Annotated in this window: 15 protein-coding genes; 4 read left to right on the forward strand and 11 right to left on the reverse strand. The window is 50.5% G+C overall.

Translation table 11 applies throughout. The features are described from left to right. Positions 1 to 56: 56 nt before the first annotated feature. Together htpG and Q0628_RS02700 are read right to left on the reverse strand one after the other, a co-directional pair. A complete protein-coding gene (gene htpG, locus Q0628_RS02695) occupies positions 57 to 1,943 on the reverse strand; it encodes a molecular chaperone HtpG (protein WP_298768034.1) in 1,887 nt (628 codons plus the stop codon). A 217-nt stretch (positions 1,944 to 2,160) separates the two neighbouring features. Next, on the reverse strand, positions 2,161 to 3,006 hold the full coding sequence (locus tag Q0628_RS02700; RefSeq protein ID WP_298768035.1) for an undecaprenyl-diphosphate phosphatase: 846 nt from the start codon (positions 3,004 to 3,006) through the stop codon (positions 2,161 to 2,163). 127 nt (positions 3,007 to 3,133) lie between these two features. Between Q0628_RS02700 and Q0628_RS02705 the strand changes: the two genes are divergently transcribed. Further along, positions 3,134 to 3,862 (forward strand): polysaccharide deacetylase family protein, encoded by a 729-nt coding sequence (locus Q0628_RS02705; protein WP_298768036.1) that lies wholly within the window; start codon positions 3,134 to 3,136, stop codon positions 3,860 to 3,862. 81 nt (positions 3,863 to 3,943) lie between these two features. Here the strand turns inward: Q0628_RS02705 and Q0628_RS02710 are convergent, their stop codons facing one another. From Q0628_RS02710 to Q0628_RS02720, 3 genes are all read right to left on the reverse strand, one after another. Beyond that, on the reverse strand, positions 3,944 to 4,981 hold the full coding sequence (locus tag Q0628_RS02710; RefSeq protein ID WP_298768037.1) for a hypothetical protein: 1,038 nt from the start codon (positions 4,979 to 4,981) through the stop codon (positions 3,944 to 3,946). Positions 4,982 to 5,127: 146 nt separating this feature from the next. After that, positions 5,128 to 5,994, reverse strand: a complete 867-nt coding sequence (locus Q0628_RS02715) for a hypothetical protein (RefSeq protein ID WP_298768038.1) — start codon at positions 5,992 to 5,994, stop codon at positions 5,128 to 5,130. A 63-nt stretch (positions 5,995 to 6,057) separates the two neighbouring features. Further along, a complete protein-coding gene (locus Q0628_RS02720; RefSeq protein ID WP_072977299.1) occupies positions 6,058 to 6,360 on the reverse strand; it encodes a type B 50S ribosomal protein L31 in 303 nt (100 codons plus the stop codon). 90 nt (positions 6,361 to 6,450) lie between these two features. Between Q0628_RS02720 and Q0628_RS02725 the strand changes: the two genes are divergently transcribed. Further along, entirely contained in the window at positions 6,451 to 7,044 is a 594-nt protein-coding gene (locus tag Q0628_RS02725; RefSeq protein WP_298768039.1) for a hypothetical protein, read from the forward strand. A gap of 7 nt (positions 7,045 to 7,051) precedes the next feature. Here Q0628_RS02725 and Q0628_RS02730 read toward each other — a convergent pair whose 3' ends face one another. The 6 genes from Q0628_RS02730 to Q0628_RS02755 form a co-directional block, all read right to left on the reverse strand. After that, positions 7,052 to 7,732, reverse strand: a complete 681-nt coding sequence (locus tag Q0628_RS02730; RefSeq protein WP_298768040.1) for a fibrobacter succinogenes major paralogous domain-containing protein — start codon at positions 7,730 to 7,732, stop codon at positions 7,052 to 7,054. Positions 7,733 to 7,752: 20 nt separating this feature from the next. After that, on the reverse strand, positions 7,753 to 8,337 hold the full coding sequence (gene hisB / locus Q0628_RS02735) for an imidazoleglycerol-phosphate dehydratase HisB (RefSeq protein ID WP_298768041.1): 585 nt from the start codon (positions 8,335 to 8,337) through the stop codon (positions 7,753 to 7,755). Positions 8,338 to 8,346: 9 nt separating this feature from the next. Continuing rightward, positions 8,347 to 9,336: a helix-turn-helix domain-containing protein gene (locus tag Q0628_RS02740; protein ID WP_298768042.1), complete on the reverse strand. Its 990-nt coding sequence runs from the start codon at positions 9,334 to 9,336 to the stop codon at positions 8,347 to 8,349. Positions 9,337 to 9,339: 3 nt separating this feature from the next. Then, positions 9,340 to 9,912 carry a nucleoside triphosphate pyrophosphatase gene (locus Q0628_RS02745; RefSeq protein ID WP_298768043.1) on the reverse strand — a complete coding sequence of 191 codons (573 nt, stop codon included), beginning with the start codon at positions 9,910 to 9,912 and terminating at the stop codon, positions 9,340 to 9,342. A gap of 18 nt (positions 9,913 to 9,930) precedes the next feature. Next, positions 9,931 to 12,360, reverse strand: coding sequence for a putative LPS assembly protein LptD (locus tag Q0628_RS02750; RefSeq protein WP_298768044.1), 2,430 nt, complete (start codon positions 12,358 to 12,360; stop codon positions 9,931 to 9,933). 144 nt (positions 12,361 to 12,504) lie between these two features. Then, positions 12,505 to 14,286 carry a CotH kinase family protein gene (locus Q0628_RS02755; RefSeq protein WP_298768045.1) on the reverse strand — a complete coding sequence of 594 codons (1,782 nt, stop codon included), beginning with the start codon at positions 14,284 to 14,286 and terminating at the stop codon, positions 12,505 to 12,507. Between the two features lie 200 nt (positions 14,287 to 14,486). Here Q0628_RS02755 and Q0628_RS02760 point away from each other — a divergent pair, with 200 nt between their 5' ends. Together Q0628_RS02760 and Q0628_RS02765 are read left to right on the forward strand one after the other, a co-directional pair. After that, the gene (locus tag Q0628_RS02760) at positions 14,487 to 15,521 is read left to right on the forward strand and encodes a DUF3300 domain-containing protein (protein WP_298768046.1); all 1,035 of its coding nucleotides are present in this window, start codon (positions 14,487 to 14,489) and stop codon (positions 15,519 to 15,521) included. A 51-nt stretch (positions 15,522 to 15,572) separates the two neighbouring features. After that, a complete protein-coding gene (locus tag Q0628_RS02765; protein ID WP_298768047.1) occupies positions 15,573 to 17,255 on the forward strand; it encodes a glutamine--tRNA ligase/YqeY domain fusion protein in 1,683 nt (560 codons plus the stop codon). Positions 17,256 to 17,391: the final 136 nt, after the last annotated feature.

Below are 17,391 nucleotides of genomic sequence, written 5' to 3' on the forward strand. Positions count from 1 at the left end.
TGGAATCGCGGTCTTTTTCATATAGATTGCTTCGCTAACGCTCGCAATGACGTTCACTACTTCACGCTGGCGGTCAGAAGCTTTGTAATCGCTGCAACATATTCCGCCGGGTTCGGGAGCGGAGAACCTTCGGCGAGTAATGCCTGACCGTAGAGGGCCTTCGGCCAATCGCCCAGGTCTTCCTTGGCTTCAGCCTTCTTCTTGAGCATTTCGCAAATCGGGTGCGTCGGGTTGATTTCCAGGATGCGCTTGCTCTTCGGCAAGTTCTTCTGGCCCATGGCCTTCATCATGCGTTCCATCTGGGCGCTCATGGCGTCTTCGCTGGTCACCAGGCAGCAGGGGCTATCCTTCAGGCGGCTTGACACGCGGACTTCCTTGATGTCTTCGTCCAAGACCTTCTGCAGGTTTTCGCAGAGGCCCTTGAAAATGCCCTTGTTGGCTTCTTCGGCCTTCTTTTCGTCTTCGGTCTTTTCGAAATCCACGTCGCCGCGGGCGATGTCGTGGAACTTCTTGTCGCCGAATTCGGTGAGGCTAGACATCATGAATTCATCGATGCCGTCGCTCATGAGCAGCACTTCGTAGCCCTTCGCCTTGAAGGCTTCGAGCATCGGGTTCGATTTCACGGCGTTCTTGTCGCCGATGAGGTAGTAGATTTCCTTCTGGCCCTCCGGCATGCGCTTCACGTATTCGTCGAGACCCACGAGGGCGTCGCCTTCCGTCTTGGTGCTTTCGAAACGGAGCAGCTTCTTGAGCTCGTCAAGATGTTCCCAGTTCATGTAGAAGCCTTCCTTCAGCACCATGCCGAGTTCGCGCCACCAGGCGTTGTACTTCGCGGCATCCTTGTCGGCCATGTTCTGCAGGGTGTCGAGCACCTTCTTGATGACGTGCTTACGAATGTTGGTGATTATCTTGTTGTTCTGCAAGATTTCACGGGACACGTTCAGCGGCAAGTCTTCGCTATCGACCACGCCGCGCACAAAGCGGAGCCAAGGCGGCAGCAAGTCCTTGCAGTCGTCCATGATAAAGACTTTCTTCACGTACAGCTTGAGGCCGTGCAATGCGTCGTTATGCCAGATGTTGAACGGAGCCTTGCTCGGGATGTACACGAGGCTCCAGAATTCCTGGGAACCTTCGGCGTGGCTGTGGCTCCAAGCGGCCGGTTCGTCGGCTTCGTGGCTGATGACGTTGTAGAAATCCTTGTACTGTTCTTCGGTGACTTCCTTTTCGCTCTGGCGCCACAATGCCTGCTTTTCGTTCAAGCGTTCTTCCGGCTTTTCTTCGAGTTCGCCCTTGTCGTTCTTCGTTGCTTCGGGGTGGAAGTAGATGCCGTAGCTCACGAAGCCGCTGTACTTCTGGACAATGTCCTTGATTTTCCATTCGCTGGCGAAGTCGCCCGCGTCTTCGTCGTCCTTCAGGTACAAAGTAATCTTGGTACCGACCTTGTCGCGCGGGGCTTCAGAAATCTCGAATTCGCCCGTGCCTTCGGAAGACCACAGGTAACCCTGAGTTTCGCCGGCCTTCAAGGGCAATACTTCGACCTTCTTCGCGACCATGAACACGGAGTAGAAACCTACACCGAACTGACCGATGAGATCGACGCTGCCCTTGTCGCCTTCCTTCAAATTCTTGATGAAGTTCTTGGTGCCGCTACGGGCGATGGTGCCCAGGCAGTTGATCAAGTCTTCCTTGTTCATGCCGATACCGTTGTCTTCCACAACGATTCTCTTGCCTTCCTTGTTCACCGAGATGTCGATGCGGAGCTGCGTGCCCTGCGGCAAGAGTTCTGCGTTTGAAAGCGAGAGGAAACGGCGCTTGTCAAGTGCGTCCGCCGCGTTAGAAACAAGTTCGCGGAGGAAGATTTCCTTGTTGCTGTAAAGAGAGTTGATCATCAAGTTCAGCATGTCGCGAACTTCGGTCTGGAATTCCATCTTCTCTGTTGCCATTTTTCTGTCCTTTGTCATCCCCGCGAAGGCGGGGATCTCCTTGATGTTTAATTTTCAAGCGGTCCGGGCTGCCAAAATGTTTCAAAATGAAACAATTTGACAGTTTCCGCCTTGTTTTCGCTATAGTAATTGCAAGAACCGTGCCAAAAAAAGACCGTTCGGCATAAAAGAAAAAGGGGCTCGATTGAGCCCCGACATTCAAACCTCTTTCGTAATCTTACTTGATGAAGATCAGCCCAAGGATACCCACGGCCCATACGTACCAGGCGAAGTGCTGGAACTTGCCCTTCTGCAAGAAGGTCATGAGCCACTTGAGGGCGATGATGCCGAAAATGAACGACACGACCATGCCCACCAAAAGTTCCGGGGTAAAGCCTCCGGCATCGGCACACTTCATTGCCTTTTCCGGGTCGAGGAGAGCCTTTTCCGGAGTCATGGTTTGGCACTTGATCCACTTGATGCAGTCGAGGAGAGCGGCACCGCCCACGGCAGGGATGCTCATGAGGAAGCTGAATTCGCCCGCGTACTTGCGGTTCACGCCCATGAACATCATGGCGCTGATGGTAGAACCGCTGCGGCTGATGCCCGGGATGCAGGCGATACCCTGTACCACGCCAGTCACGAGAGCGCGCCACCAGTTCATCTTGACGCCAACGTTATCCGGATGCTTGGCGCCGGTCGGGCCCCACTGCGAGGTAAACAGGAGCAAGCCCGTAAAGAGTTCGGCCACGCACACGGCCCGCGGGTTCTCGAAAAGGCCTTCCAGCAGGTCCTTGAAGCCGAGGCCGATCATCGCTGTCGGGATGCTTGCTAGAATGATGTAGCCTGCTTCGCGCAACTGGTCCGGATTACGGCGGATGCAGCCTACGATGATGTCGGTAATCTTCTTGTGGAACACCACGAAAATGGAAAGCAGCGTTCCGGCGTGGAGCATGATATCGAAGAACATGCCCGCTTCGTTCATGCCTAAAAGTTCGTGCCCAAGCACAAGGTGGCCGGAGCTGGAGATGGGAAGGAATTCGGCGAGGCCCTGCAAAAGGCCGAGGATGATAGATTCGAACATAGTAGGGTAAATGTAGCAAAAGAGTGGTTGGTAAACAGTGGTTAGTAAACAGGAAAACTAACACCAAGATGTCTTTTTTGCATATCCTAACCACTAATCACTAACCACTATTAACTATATTCACAGCATGGCTCGCAAATTCCTCCTCTGCTTTCACGATTTCAGCGTCTGGAACTACCAGAAAGTCACCCCGATTCTTGAAGAACTCAAGGACCTGGCAGGTAGACCTTTCAGCGTGCTCGTTATTCCGGATACCGAAAAGGCCCCCTCCGACATGGTCAAGGGCTTTCGCGAAACACTCCAGAAGCTTAAAGCAGACGGTTTCGAACTTGCACTCCACGGCTTCAAGCACAAGGCGGAATTCAGCCAGGGCCGCAGCTACGCCGGGCTTATCGCCATGAACCTGACAAACGGCGAGGCTGAATTTGCGGGCCTTAGCGAATTCGAATCCAGCCGCATTCTGCATCTAGGACTGGACGCATGGAACAGACTCTTCGGCAAGGAAGGTAAAGACGCCCAGACAAGGCCATCGGCATTTATTCCGCCGACCTGGTATAGCAACAAGTTCTTGCCAAGCCAAATCCGCGCCGAAAAGATGCTGTACGAAAACCGCTTCTCGCTTAAGACAATCCGTGGCAAGCGTTATCCCTCCCCCGTCGCAAGTTTCGCGGGCATCCCCAATAGTCTAGTCAAGCTTGCCTTCAAATTCGGAGTTCTTATCCTAAAGATCCCGTTCGGACTACCTCGTATCGCATTACACCCTACCGATTTCCCAAGACATTCCGACTCCATCAAGAACTTGATTCGTACGGCTCTCGGCTGCGGACGCAAAATCACTCTATACCGAGACCTGTAGTCAAACGCACCTTTCTGCTAGCATAAAAAAAGTTCCCGGAATCAACCGAGAACTTCACTTTAATCATTTAACCTTCTTGGCTTATTCTCCAGGAGGCGTCATTATCGAATTCTCATCTATTTCCCAGCTGCCATCTTCGCACACCATCGTCACGTCCATGCCAAGGAAATTTTCCTGTTTGGTAGCGCCTTCGGTGCAGGGAGCTTCCTGCCATTCACCATCAAGGCACACTAGTTCCACTTCAAGGCCCATGACATTTTGAGTCGTGGTGCTGCCTTCGTTTGCAGCGGTGCACTCTTCCATATCCGGTTCCCATTCACCATTCCTACAGACAACATCGACGCCCATAAGGTTTGTCTTCGCGCCTTCGTTTGCAGCGGTGCACTCTTCCATATCCGGTTCCCATTCACCATCCTTGCAAACCGCGGGAATTCCAAGGACGGTGGTCTTTGCACCTTCGTTAGCAGCAGTGCACTCTTCCATGTCTTCAACCCATTCGCCACCTTCGCAGGTCATGGTCAAACCACCCATATCAATCGTCTGACCATCAGTGCAAGTTTCCTGATCTAGATTTCCCGGATTCTCGGAAGGCGAGCTGCCTTCATCATCACCATCAGAATCGGTCTGGCCAGGATTCGACGATCCCGAGTTATCACCGTCTTCGTCGTCCTCATCTTCTTCATCAGGAGATAATTTCGTCGGATCACCCATGGCAGCAGGGTCTTCACAAACCTTAGCCGCAGTACCTGCATACGCCTTGAATTGCTCAGAGCTCACCTTGTCCGAAGTAACAACAGTAAGAACATTGTCTTCGCAGGTCATTTCAGCCTTATCGCCCGCTTTTTTGGCAGCCTCGGCGACTTCGCCAGAGCAAACATCCGGAATGCCAGAACCATACTCGCTACGGGTAGTCATGGTTCCATCTTCGTTATGAATATAAGTCGTCGTAATCGAATATTGTCCAGCGTTCTGCTTGACAACGACCTTCGTGTCCGAAACTTCACAGGTATAGGGTTCGTCGCTCACATCACCGGCTCCGCTACCGCTGTCATCACCACAAGCGATCAGTCCAAAAGAGGCTGTGAGGGAAAGAAGTGTTCCCAACTTCCAAATTTTCATGTTTTACTCCTTGATTTATATGTTTTAATAACAAATATATATCAAAATACCACAAAGCGCAAACAATACTACATAAATATGATTTTTTGCACACAAAAAAGTCCCCCGGTGCATGCACCGGGGGAGTAAACTAAACCTTTACGGGATTACTTGACCTGGAAGTAGTAGGTCTGCAGAGTCTTGCCATCCTGGGCGAGCTGAAGAATCTGCTTGCCAGACGGAAGAGTTCCCGTAACCTGGAACAGGTTTTCGGCCTTGTATTCCACGTTCAGAGTCGTGCCCTTGGACTTATCTACAAAGAGACCGGTCTTTTCGTCGGCGCCGAAGCCCTGGCAGTCGGAATGGTCTGCCACCTTGCCTTCCACAGCCGGATAGGAGGTCGCAACCAGCGGAGAAGTCACGGAGCTTGCGTTCACGTAGAACACATTGAGGGCTGCGTCCACGGCCAACGGAGCCGGGAGGCTAGAAACCTTGGCAGCGCCCTTGTCAGCCTTTTTCTTCTTCTTTTTGTCAGCCTTCTTGCCCGGAACCTTGGCGGCATCGGTAGCAATCGGCATGGTCAAACGGTAACCGGCAACGGATTCGCTGCAGCTCGTAGAATAGACAACCCACTGGTTATCAATCTTTTCGGGACCTTCAGTCGTACCGCTCTTGTAAAGACCCGGCTTGATCTGGTCGCTGTATTCGTACAAGGTAACGGTCAGGTTCGGGTTCTTTTCGTCGGTCGTAATCTTCTGCTGGCCAAGGATGTACTTGGAGCGACGTGCCTTGATCAGGTAGTTGCCGACAGGAACCTTTTCAAACTTGAACTTACCCTGCTGGAGGTCGGCCTTGTAGGGGTACTTCGGGTTCTGGGTACCGAAAATGGTAGAGTCCATCCAGACAGTGGGCATTTCGATTGCCTTGCCGGTAAACGGATCAAGGACTACACCGTCGATCGTGCCAGTCTTTTCGCAACCGGTCATAGCCATGGCGACGAGGGCGGCTGCGCCAATAAAGAGATGCTTTTTCATACGAATCCTTTTATTATGATAAAAGGCCCCCTCTAGGACAGCGGGAGCCTTTTGTGAATGAAATTATTCGGCGTCTTCGGCCTTGGCAGGAGCAGCCTTGCGGGTCTTGCGCTTTGCGCCCGTGATGTTGCCAGCGAAACGCTTGTTGAAGCGGTCGATACGGCCAGCCGTATCCACGCGATGCTGCTTGCCCGTCCAGAACGGATGGGTATCAGCCGTGATTTCCAAGGAAATCACGCTATATTCAACACCATCGATAGTCTTCTTTTCGGCGGAAGACTTCGTGGAGCGGGTGATGTATTCTTTACCCGTATTCGCATCGACGAACACGACCGGTTGATAGTTAGGGTGGATACCTTCTTTCATTTTTAAACTTCCTGTGAAGTAGTTGATTTTGAGAGCCAAAATTTAGAAAAAAACGCCATTTTGGCAAGGGAATTAGGTATTTTTAGGAGCATGAATAGAATCTTTATGGCGTTTTTAACGGCCATTTCGGCCTTTTTGACGGCCTGCGGGAACGAGACCCCCGTGGCAAAAGTCATCGTCACCGACCAGAAAATGCCCCTGACCGAGTGGCCCGACAGCATTTACATCGCCTCCCTCGACTCGATCTTGGCGCTAGAGCCCATCAAGAAAAATACCGAAACTGAAGCAAACATCAGCGTAAACACCTTCGAAGCCCCCATCTTCAAGCTACCGGGATCTGTCACAGGAAAGAAAGATACGAAGCCGAACCACGCACCCAAGTCCGCGACCGCAAAACACGTAAGTGCCCCCTCGAATCAGTTCGACAACAGCGCAGAGCAGTTCGCCGATAGATTCGCTACAGCCTTATCCAAGTTGCAGTCCGACCCATCAAATGCAAATCTCTACAAAGTGGTAGAGGCCAAGGAAGGCGAAGACCTGTTCAAATTGCTGAAGCGGACCTATGGGGCGGGCGCCCAAAGTCTCCCCCGATTCTACGTTATTTCGACGCTGCAGTCCGTAAATGCAGGCGTGGTGCTAGAACATTTGAACGCCGGAGATAAGGTACGGGTACCGAGAATGTAGCCAGGGCTCAGTCTTTTATACAACGTATGGAAAATCCCGAAGATTTTTGATAATAATATCGAGTTTCAACACCGCTATTGCTGAAAGAAAACACGGTCGCATAGGCCCTATTTTCATCTTCTTCTGTAGATGTCCAAAAATATGCCCGTTCTTTTATTTTAAAAAAATTACCATCATAATGTCTATCTCCCGCAGGGATAACAGAAAATCCGTAATCATCCGTGGTACTTTCGGCTACAATGCGATCAAGCCAGTATTCTTGGGATTTCAAGACTTTTCCCAAGCCTATACGTGGTTCAAGCGGTTTCTTTCCTGCATTGATAAAACGATCAATCGCATTGAACAATGTTTCAAAATCGTTTTTACTCGGCAAATGCCAACCAGGCGGACAAGCGGAATCCATTGCGGCAGACCATACGTAAAGCCTACCAAATACTTCACAATTTTCTTTTTTCTTAAGATAGCAGAAACTATTCGAATTTTTAAAGTTCAAATTTTGCGCAAACCAAGTCTGCGAACCAATTGTAGCAGTCCTGTAAACCTGCCCATCCCTAGAATCCGTAAAAGACCCTTTTGAATGTTTAAGCGGTTCTGGAGCAGAGCTTTTTTGAGGCTTTTCCGTATCACCGCCACACGCAACAAAAAAAACTATGCACAAAGTCATCAACAAGAGAATTCTTTTTTTCATGGGAGAAAGACATCCTCAGGTTAAAGAACACCCTTGCTGCTAGGAATTCCCTTCACATTGCGGCTCGGAGCAATCGCCATGGCGACAGCACGGGCAAACGCCTTGAAGATTGATTCCAGACAATGATGATTATCGTGGCCGTAGAACAGTTCCACATGCAAGTTCATGCGAGCATTTTCGCAAACGCTCTTAAAGAAATGCTCAAACATGCTTGCCTCAATTCCGCCAGCAGTCGCGGCAGGCAAATTCACGTTCCAGACAAAGCCAATGCGGTTACTAAAGTCCAGACACACGCGGCTTAACGCTTCATCCATCGGAACGAAGTAAAAGCCATAACGTTCGATCCCCTTCTTGTCGCCAAGGCATTCCACCAGTGCCTGTCCAAGGACAATCGCAATGTCTTCCATGCTATGATGCATGTCGACCTCGACATCGCCCTTGCAGGCGAGGTCGAGATGAATGCCTCCATGCACCTGAAACAGGTTGAGCATGTGGTCGAGGAATCCAGATCCCGTCTCTATTTTACCCAGAGTAGAATCGTCAAGATTCAAGGACAAGGTAATATCGGTTTCGTTCGTCTTTCTTGTAATTGTCGTACTGCGCATAAAAGACCTTTATTTTACAATGAGACCGCCGTAGACACGGAAACGGGTGACACGACCAAACTTCATTTCGGGGAGCGGAGTCTCGACGCCATTCAAGAGCATCTTGGAAATAGCCTTCGGCTCACCAATCGTCACGCACAAAGTGTCGTTCGTATTGTAAACCATCTTGACTCCCGCCCTGGAAATATTTGCTTCCTTAAGGAAGGTGTTGGCATCTTCACGACGTTTCAGTCCCACCCAGGAAAGTGCTTCGCCCGAACCGATCAACATGAAATTGGTCTTGTTCGTTTTCGGTGCGTTCGTCACTTCCGCAGTTGCGTCCTTCTTCTTGGAATCAGAAGATATGAAAATCGTCGCAGAGGCTGGTAAATCGGATTTTTTCACGGCTTCATCGACCACAGCCTGGCTTACAGTAACGCCAAGAGAGAAAGATTTCAGCGCGGTATCGGAAACTACGGAGTCCGCAGCTATGGAATCAGCAGGAATCGCTTCGGCCCCATCCGGAATTTCCTGGGCATCTGCAGAATCTACAACCACAGCAGGCTTTTCGACAGCCGGTTCCCCAGCCTGTTTTTCAGTAGGCGAAATCAAGTTCAGAAAATGCGATGCAGCCAAAAACGCCATGATCAACAAGATGATGACAAGCGGAACAGCAAGGCTCTTTTTCTTATTTTCACCTTCGGCAAGCGGCTTAATCTTCTTGCCGCCAGAGACATCCTCAAATTCATGATCAAGACGGTTTCCACTTTCAGCGGCAAACGCGCTCAGCACGGCATGAGCATCAAGATTCAGCTTGGATGCAATTGAATTCAAATAGCCGCGAACATACGCTGCCACAGGAAAAGACTTCCATTCACCCGCCTCAATGGACTTTATATAGGAAACAGCTACCTTGGTTGCGACCGACAGCTGTTCAACAGACATTCCACGTTCGACGCGGACTCTCGCAATAAATTCGCCCAGTTTTTCATCAGGGCGTTTCTGTTCAACCGAATTCAAAATTTAGACCTCAACGTTCAAATTGCGCAACATCTGCAGCGTTCGTGCCACAGGCAGTCCCACTACATTGTAATAGCAACCCCGAATCATCTTGATAAGCCGAGCACCTGCAGTTTGGATACCGTAAGCCCCCGCCTTATCCATCGGGTCCTTAGAATTTACATAATCTTCGAGTTCTTGGCAGGAATTATCCCTAAAAAACACATCCGTTTCTTCGCATTCCACCGAAAGAAGCTTTCCTCCGTGGGCAATAGCGACCCCGGTAATCACCTTATGCCCCCTTCCGTTTAGAGCCTTAAGCATGGAAAGAGCTTCCGCTTCGTCGTGCGGTTTGCCCAACGGGGTTCCATCCAAGAATACGAGCGTATCAAAACCAAGTACAATTTCACCAGGCATTTGGCGAGAAACAGAAAGGGCCTTGATCGAAGCATTTTCCTTCGGAAAATCAAGCGGATTGTTCGAAGTCGGCTTTTCGTCTTCATTCGAAACAACCACTTCGAAATTCACGCCTATCAGCTGCAAGACTTCCCTACGCCTAGGCGAACCACTAGCCAAAATCACTTTAGTCTTTCCCATTACAAGATCTCCCTTATTCTACTGATCCGTATCCGTACTACCCGCATTCAGTTTGATATCCGGCAAATCTCTTACGTAGATGGAGAAGCTCCATCCAGCAGCAGGCCCCGTCGGAGTCCAGCTAAAGTCAAGTTGCCAGCAATGCAACACTCGATTAAAGGTAAAACTATGCGTCACAAAACGGCCCTCGTTATAGTTATATCGAGTACTGTAAGTCATTTCCCAATTCCGCGTCGGCATCAAAGACGCACTGATGCCGGTAGAATGCGTTATTTTATCTTGGAACAAATCCTTCGCTACACGGTTGCTGCTAAAACTGTAACTATAATCCAGACCAAACGTCCACTTGAGCATCTCGTACTTTTCCATTTGCGACGGAAGACCGCCATTGAATTCTCCGCTCCAGTTAAAGCGTTTCGAAAAATCGTAGCCCCAATAGATCAGTTCCGGTACCTGAACCTTGTGCGGATCATCGCTAAACTTGTGATAGACGCTGTGGCGCGTATTGATCGTAAAAAGATAATCAGGCAAAATCTGAAAACCAAATGAAGACGTAATATCCGAGAACTGAAGTGAATCTGCGGCAAAGTTATAGGAAACACTATGACGCGTGGTCAGGAGACGCCTTGTACCATACTGATCTTCGACCGCTGTCGCCGAATCACCCTTAGTCGTATCGGCCGCATGTCCCACGACCTTAAGGTACTTGATATCAAAATCATTATTCAAGCCAAAACCGACCGTTTTCTGTTCAACCTGATAAGGGGTCTGACTCAAGAGAGGATGCGGAGCAAACTTCTTCACGGTATCAATTTCAGGTGCATAGGTATAAGAAATACTCGGAGAAAGTACATGACGGGCACCCGTAAATCGTCCTATTTCTGGGACCCAGATTCCATAAAGCTTGGTATCCGCCGTAATACTGTAATTATGGTTGTAAGCCACTTCACCGTAACTGTCGTGTTCCGGATCAAGGCTCATGAACCGTTTACGGTACTTGAGAGAATCCTCAGGATTTATCCAACCTGTTCCTGTCCAGTACCCAGTAAACGTTGCTTTAGGCGTAACATTAATGACATCGAACAGCGACCCGGAATAATCCAGAGAATAAGTTCCCGTATAACCAACATATTCAGCCGTTGTATCGACAGCATTGACCGTATCGCGTGCCCGACGGGTATAGTAGTTAAAATGGTTATTAAAGTTGTAGTTGAACTTTTCCATGTACGACTCAAAAGAGCCGTCATCATATGCCTCATCATCTTCGTCTATTTCGAAGGTAAAAAGCTGGCCGCTCATTCGATACTGAATATCGGGCAGTTGACGTTCCAGCATATCCGTCACCAGGTTATGCGACTGACTCGCCTTCACGGTCAGACTTTTGTTAGTCCCGATCTTGCCAGAATAGGTTAATTGAGCATTGGCCTGCTGGTTTAAGATCGTTTCCGCATCCAAGGCCTTATCTTTGCGGATACTCTGGCTACTCACGAAAGAACCTGAGCCGCTCAAAGTATGCTTTGCATCGGGGGTTAGATTCTGGTTGTGGCTAAAATTGATGTCATAGCCACTATTCGCCATGTCGAACTCCTCGAGATAGGCCTTATAAGAAACATTTCCGTCAAGCACATAGCGTTTCTTGTATCGCACTTCACCCGTCACCGTAGACCTTTCAAAACGAGCTTCTTCGCCTTCGATAATGTCGCCCTTCAATGTCGCATCCCAATAGTCATTCGGTGCATAATAGAACCCGATATTGCTCATGTAGTAGCCCTGCTTCTGGTCGCCACCGAACTTAGGGGTCAAGAGGCCCGACTTGCGGCCACTTTTGAGTGGAGCGACAATCATCGGTAGAACCGCCACAGGCACATCGGCAATGTTTAGAACCACCGGGCGTGCAGTAATCGTCTCCTTCGGCTTGACAACCATGCGTCGACCATAAAAATAGAAGTGCTGATGGGTAGAATCATTACAGGTGCTGAAGTCGCCGCGGGCAATCTGGATTCGTTGGTCAGGCAACCTACGTACCTCCATACCGTTCAGTTGCTGGTTGTCCTGATAAGTGGTCGCATAGTAGATTTCGCCTATTCGGCTTTTCATGTTATACTTGAGCCGCATTCCCGAAAGGGAGGGATTCTTGGATTCTCGAAGCACCGGGTCACCACTCGCCGCCAAGACACTGTTTTCCTGATCGAACCAGATCGTATCTGCATCCAGTGTCGCCGTGCGATACTTCAGCTGAGCGCCATTATTTAGGTTGAAGGTTGACTTATCAACATCGTACACCAAGTCAACGGCATGATATTCAATCGTATCCACCCCGGTCGTATCATTCATCCAGTCAACTTCGGTCGTATCCTCCTCTTCTTGAACCCTTTCTTCGAGTTCAAAGCGAGTCATCTCCTGACCGAATGCGGCAGGAGCGGCTAAGAATACCAGCCATAACGCCAAAAAGGCCCAAAGAAGCCTATGGGTTCTAGATAAAATCACGTTGGCGCATAATTTAGCAAAAAGACCTATAGAAAAGGGACTCCCTACATATATTTGGAGTCCCCTTACACAAAAAAAAGCCCCTCATGCGGGCTTTTATACAAACTAACGGCTCAGCATTTTACCATTAAGCGTAGCAATCCAATGTCTGTTCAGCGCCTTGGCCGGAATTTTCAGTGTCGTGAGTCCCTTTCCTATCCGCGTCTTGAATAGGACACTTCCGTTCAAATCCACCAGGGCAAACACGCCACCCAGATCCGTTTGTACCTCAAGGCAGTTCCCATTTACGACAAAGAAATTTGTCGGAGAAAGCCTGCTGAAATTTTCAAAGCGGACATTCATCTTATCTTCATTTTCATTGTTCTTTTCAGCCTCTTCCTTTTGCCAATCTGGAAGATGGATCACAGGCTCTGTTACAATGGGATTTGCCGGTTCCGTAAAGCCTAGCTGCTGGTCCATCCAGGCCATCCTTTCTTTCATCTTCTTGCGAAGATGCTCGAATTCGCCGTCCCAGGTATCGGCGTTGTCGCCACCCATGGCAACGCCGCCGCCACCGCCGCCCCACATTCCCCAGGGGTTCTGGTTCTGGCCGCCCTGGTTCTGATTGTTGCAGAATTTCATCGGTTCCGGATCGGGATCTCCCTGGCCGCTACCCTGTCCCAGGTTGGGCCAACGCTTAAAGTTGCGGTCAGCCGCCTTGGTGAGGTAAACCTTCATGGAATCCAGATACGCATCCATCGTCTTGGTGTGCCACACGCCGCTGCGGAGTTCCGCCCAGCGCTTCTTCAGTTCACTCTGGTAGTGGCTGTCCTTCCACATGCCGATAAGCCAGTTAGGAGCTTTCAGGTTACTACCCATCATCATCATTCCACCCTGGCCCTGTTTCTGCGGGTTCTCGATTTGCCAGCCGTCGGTCGATGTCGAGCCCATGCCGCCACCGTTACTCATGGCAAGGTTAAAGTCCCACGCCGGGCCGAGCGTCACCTTTCCACCCTTGCTGTCCTTGGGCTTGTGCAAGAAGAAACTACACCAGTAAGCATCGGAGTTATTGGCAACTTCTTCGTGCAGCACGTAGTCGAGCGCAGATGTCATGTCGACATAGTTTTCATAGCCGCTACCGTTCCTGCCGTTCTTGAACAGGTTCTCGAGATCTTCCAGGTACTTTTTCAGGTAGGCCTGTTGCTGTTGCTGAAGGTTTTCCTTCTTGGGGTAATGCATAATGACATTCAAGCCATCAGCCGTGCTGAAACCTTCTATATTGACATCATCAAAACCCATGCCACCGGTATTCGTGCCAGTCTTGTCAAATGCCCAGATGTAGCCACCGGTCACGTCGTCGCCGCTGATGTCGGTTTCTTTAAGCTTGCTCACGTTCACACGATACTTGCCGCGTTTAATTTTTTCAATCATCACATAGACACCGCGGTACACTCCATTGATATACAGGTCAAAATGCTTTGTGCGAGGACTATAGTGACCAGCTTGTCTAAAGAGCCAATGAGCCAGGGCATTGCGCATCATGCTCTTGTCTACATACGGACCGTGCAAGACCCAGTCATCAGCAGGTGGAAGTCCAAGCATACTGACATCCATGCCTTCGCCCTTTTCGTCGCGAACTTCGATACTGTAGCCCGGCTTCGGGAACTTGGCCGAAGACTGCCCACGGACCTTGATTCCAATATCATAGGGAGTTCCCTTGGCACTGTCGGCCACGGAATTTACGGCAGCATCAAGAATCCTCATAGTCGCAGGGATTTTTTCAGTAACATTCTGATCGAGACATTTGCCCTTCGTGTCAATGAAAATTATCGGCAAATCGACAGTCTGCGCAAAAGTAAATGAAGCGAGGAAAGCCGCTATCGCCACACCCCTGATACACACACCCATAAAAACCTCCTTTCAACTTACAATAAAAATACACCCCAGCCAACACAACATTGCGTTAAAAACGCTTTACGCGTTGTATATGCCAACAACGGCGAAATTACGCAAAAAAACACATGTGCAACATTCTTATAGGGTCAGACATCTAAAAAGCGTACCTTTAAAGCAATATTATTCTACTTTATTGATACTGGAGGTAAAAAATGTTTACAAAGTCCATCGCGAAATCAGCCCTATGGCTCCTTTTCGCCCTTATCTTGGCATTTCCGGCCTCACCCCGTGCAAACGAGGCCTATTCTCCTCAGGAACTCGATACTCTCGTATCAACAATAGCGCTATACCCAGACCCATTACTTGCCCAGGTATTGGCGGCCTCCGTTCATGGAGACGAAATACCCGGTGCGTCGGATTGGGCAACGCAACACAAGCACCTCAAGGGACAAGCTCTCGCCGAAGCCATTGCTAATGAGGATCTCCCCTACGACGAGACCGTTCAGGCGCTCATTCCCTTCCCGACAGTCCTTGCAACCATGGCCAAATACCAAGTCTGGACAGACCAGCTAGGCGATGCAGTCGCAAGCCAGAAAGAGCAAGTCATGGATGCCGTGCAACGCATGCGCAATGCAGCCTATACGCATGGTCATCTGCAAAGCAACGAACAGGTCAAGGTCATCAAGGAAAAGACTATCATCATCGAGCCCGTACAAAAGGAATACATCTATGTTCCCGTATACAACCCTCATGTAGTCTATTATGTTTATTCCAACGGTTATCCGGGTCTCCGTTACCGCTCCGGAGTCTGGATTGGGGGTGATTATACCTACTGGGGCTGGGGATCCACCTGGTTTGAATGGGACACTCATTTAATATACGTGCACGACTACCGCTGGCATCACCGGCGACCGATTCCGCACCATCGGCCACGCTATCACCATCCGGAACCCAGAAGAGACCGCTATGTAGCGCCCCCTCCAAGTCGACCAGCCAAGGTGCCAATGAATCATGACACTGCCCCACGGTACAGGACACACTCGGATATCCAAGGTGCAGCGGCCAACACCCAAAAGGTCACGACGGTCCGTAGCACAAATCCTGCGGATGAAGACTACTACGAACAGAAGAAAAAACAAAATTTCGGCAACATGACATCGACCCGAAGCAGCGACCACAACCGTTCGACCCAGAGCCGTAGCAACTCCAGCCAAAACCGTGGCGGATTCAGCAAGATTAGACGCTAGCTTTCACCTATTTTTCTACATTTCTGCGCGAAATTACAGAAAGGTTTAAACATGGAAATCCCCGAATCCTCGAATTTTGTACAGGACATCATCGTTAACGACCTCAAGACGGGCAAGCGCAAGAGCGTGCATACCCGTTTCCCGCCCGAACCGAACGGTTACATCCACATCGGACACGCCAAGTCCATCTGCCTGAACTTCGGTACCGCGAACAAGTACAAGGATTTCGGCGGCATCACGAACCTCCGCTTTGACGACACGAACCCCTCCAAGGAAGACGTGGAATATGTGGACTCCATCCGCGAAGACGTGAAGTGGCTCGGTTTTGAATGGAAGGGCGGCGAATATTTCGCCAGCGACTACTACGACCAGATTTACGCCTTTGCCGAAAAGCTCATCGAGATGGGCAAGGCCTACGTGGAAGATCTGACCCGCGACGAGATGCAGGAATACCGCGGCAACGACGCCGGCAAGCCCAGCCGCCCGAGCCCCTACCGCGACCGCAGCGTCGAAGAGAACATGAAACTGTTCCGCGAGATGCGTGACGGCAAGTACGCCGATGGCGAAAAATGCCTCCGCGCGAAGGTGGACCTCGCTAGCCCGAACATGAATATGCGCGACCCGGTCATCTACCGTATCAAGCACTGCACCCACCACCGCACCGGCGACAAGTGGTGCATCTACCCGATGTACGACTTTGCCCACCCGCTCAGTGACTGGATCGAGGGCATTACCCACTCCATCTGTACGCTGGAATTCGAGGCCCACCGCCCGCTGTACGACTGGTTCCTGATTGAACTGGGCCTGGACAACCGCCCGCAGCAGATTGAATTTGCCCGCTTGAACCTGACCTACACCATGATGAGCAAGAGAAAGCTCCTGGAACTGGTGGAGACGAAGGCCGTGATGGGCTGGAACGACCCGCGCATGCCGACGGTCTGCGGTTACCGTCGCCGTGGCTTTACGCCCAGTTCCATCCGCGAGTTCTGCGACCGCATCGGCGTGTCGAAGGCCGATTCCATGGTGGACGTGAACCTGCTCTACTTCTGCATCCGCGAAGAACTGAACAAGACGGCGAACCGCGTGATGGCGGTGATTGACCCGGTGAAGCTCGTGATTGACAACTGGGAAGACGGTAAGGTGGAAATGATCAAGGTGGAAAACAACCCCAACGACCCCGCTGCCGGTACCCGCGAAGTCCCCTTCGGGAAGGAACTTTACATCGAGGCCGACGACTTCATGGAAGAACCGCCCAAGAAGTACTTCCGCCTGAAGCCGGATGGCGAAGTCCGCCTGAAGGGCGCCTACTTCGTGACTTGCAAGAGCGTCGAGAAGGATGAAAACGGCAAGGTCACCGTGATTCACTGCGTTTACGACCCGCTGAGCAAGGGTGGCGAAACGCCCGATGGCCGTAAGGTCAAGGGCACCATCCACTGGGTTTCTGCGGCACACGCCGTGGATGCCGAAGTGCGCCTCATCAATAACCTGTTCACGCTGGAAGACCCGGCACAGGTTCCCGAGGGCGAAGACTGGCACGACTACCTGAACCCGGAATCCATGGTCGTGAAGCAGGCCAAGGTGGAGCCGAGCCTTGCAAACGCCAAGCTCGAAGACCGCTTCCAGTTTATGCGTCAGGGCTATTTCTGCCTCGATAGCGAAGATTCCAAGCCGGGCCACCTGGTGTTCAACCGCACGGTGGACCTGAAGGATTCCTTCGCGAAGCAAGTGAAGTAAGAGTTCTATTTTACAAATAAATTAAACAAGCACCCATTTTGCACAATTTGGGTGTTTTTTTGTGAAAACCGCAAATTTCCATTATTTTATTTTTTCCTTTTGTCCATAAAAAAGCTACATTCAGTATAATAAAGCA

Source organism: uncultured Fibrobacter sp., assembly GCF_937877005.1.
Lineage (GTDB): Bacteria > Fibrobacterota > Fibrobacteria > Fibrobacterales > Fibrobacteraceae > Fibrobacter.

Bases quoted from the DNA above. Each gene is read 5' to 3' on its own strand.
- Q0628_RS02700 (WP_298768035.1), bottom strand. From the start codon at position 3,006: ATGTTCGAATCTATCATCCTCGGCCTTTTGCAGGGCCTCGCCGAATTC.
- Q0628_RS02745 (WP_298768043.1), bottom strand. From the start codon at position 9,912: ATGGGAAAGACTAAAGTGATTTTGGCTAGTGGTTCGCCTAGGCGTAGG.
- hisB (WP_298768041.1), bottom strand. From the start codon at position 8,337: ATGCGCAGTACGACAATTACAAGAAAGACGAACGAAACCGATATTACC.
- Q0628_RS02715 (WP_298768038.1), bottom strand. From the start codon at position 5,994: ATGAAAAAGCATCTCTTTATTGGCGCAGCCGCCCTCGTCGCCATGGCT.
- Q0628_RS02725 (WP_298768039.1), top strand. From the start codon at position 6,451: ATGAATAGAATCTTTATGGCGTTTTTAACGGCCATTTCGGCCTTTTTG.
- Q0628_RS02710 (WP_298768037.1), bottom strand. From the start codon at position 4,981: ATGAAAATTTGGAAGTTGGGAACACTTCTTTCCCTCACAGCCTCTTTT.
- Q0628_RS02720 (WP_072977299.1), bottom strand. From the start codon at position 6,360: ATGAAAGAAGGTATCCACCCTAACTATCAACCGGTCGTGTTCGTCGAT.
- Q0628_RS02730 (WP_298768040.1), bottom strand. From the start codon at position 7,732: ATGAAAAAAAGAATTCTCTTGTTGATGACTTTGTGCATAGTTTTTTTT.
- Q0628_RS02755 (WP_298768045.1), bottom strand. From the start codon at position 14,286: ATGGGTGTGTGTATCAGGGGTGTGGCGATAGCGGCTTTCCTCGCTTCA.
- Q0628_RS02705 (WP_298768036.1), top strand. From the start codon at position 3,134: ATGGCTCGCAAATTCCTCCTCTGCTTTCACGATTTCAGCGTCTGGAAC.
- htpG (WP_298768034.1), bottom strand. From the start codon at position 1,943: ATGGCAACAGAGAAGATGGAATTCCAGACCGAAGTTCGCGACATGCTG.
- Q0628_RS02765 (WP_298768047.1), top strand. From the start codon at position 15,573: ATGGAAATCCCCGAATCCTCGAATTTTGTACAGGACATCATCGTTAAC.
- Q0628_RS02760 (WP_298768046.1), top strand. From the start codon at position 14,487: ATGTTTACAAAGTCCATCGCGAAATCAGCCCTATGGCTCCTTTTCGCC.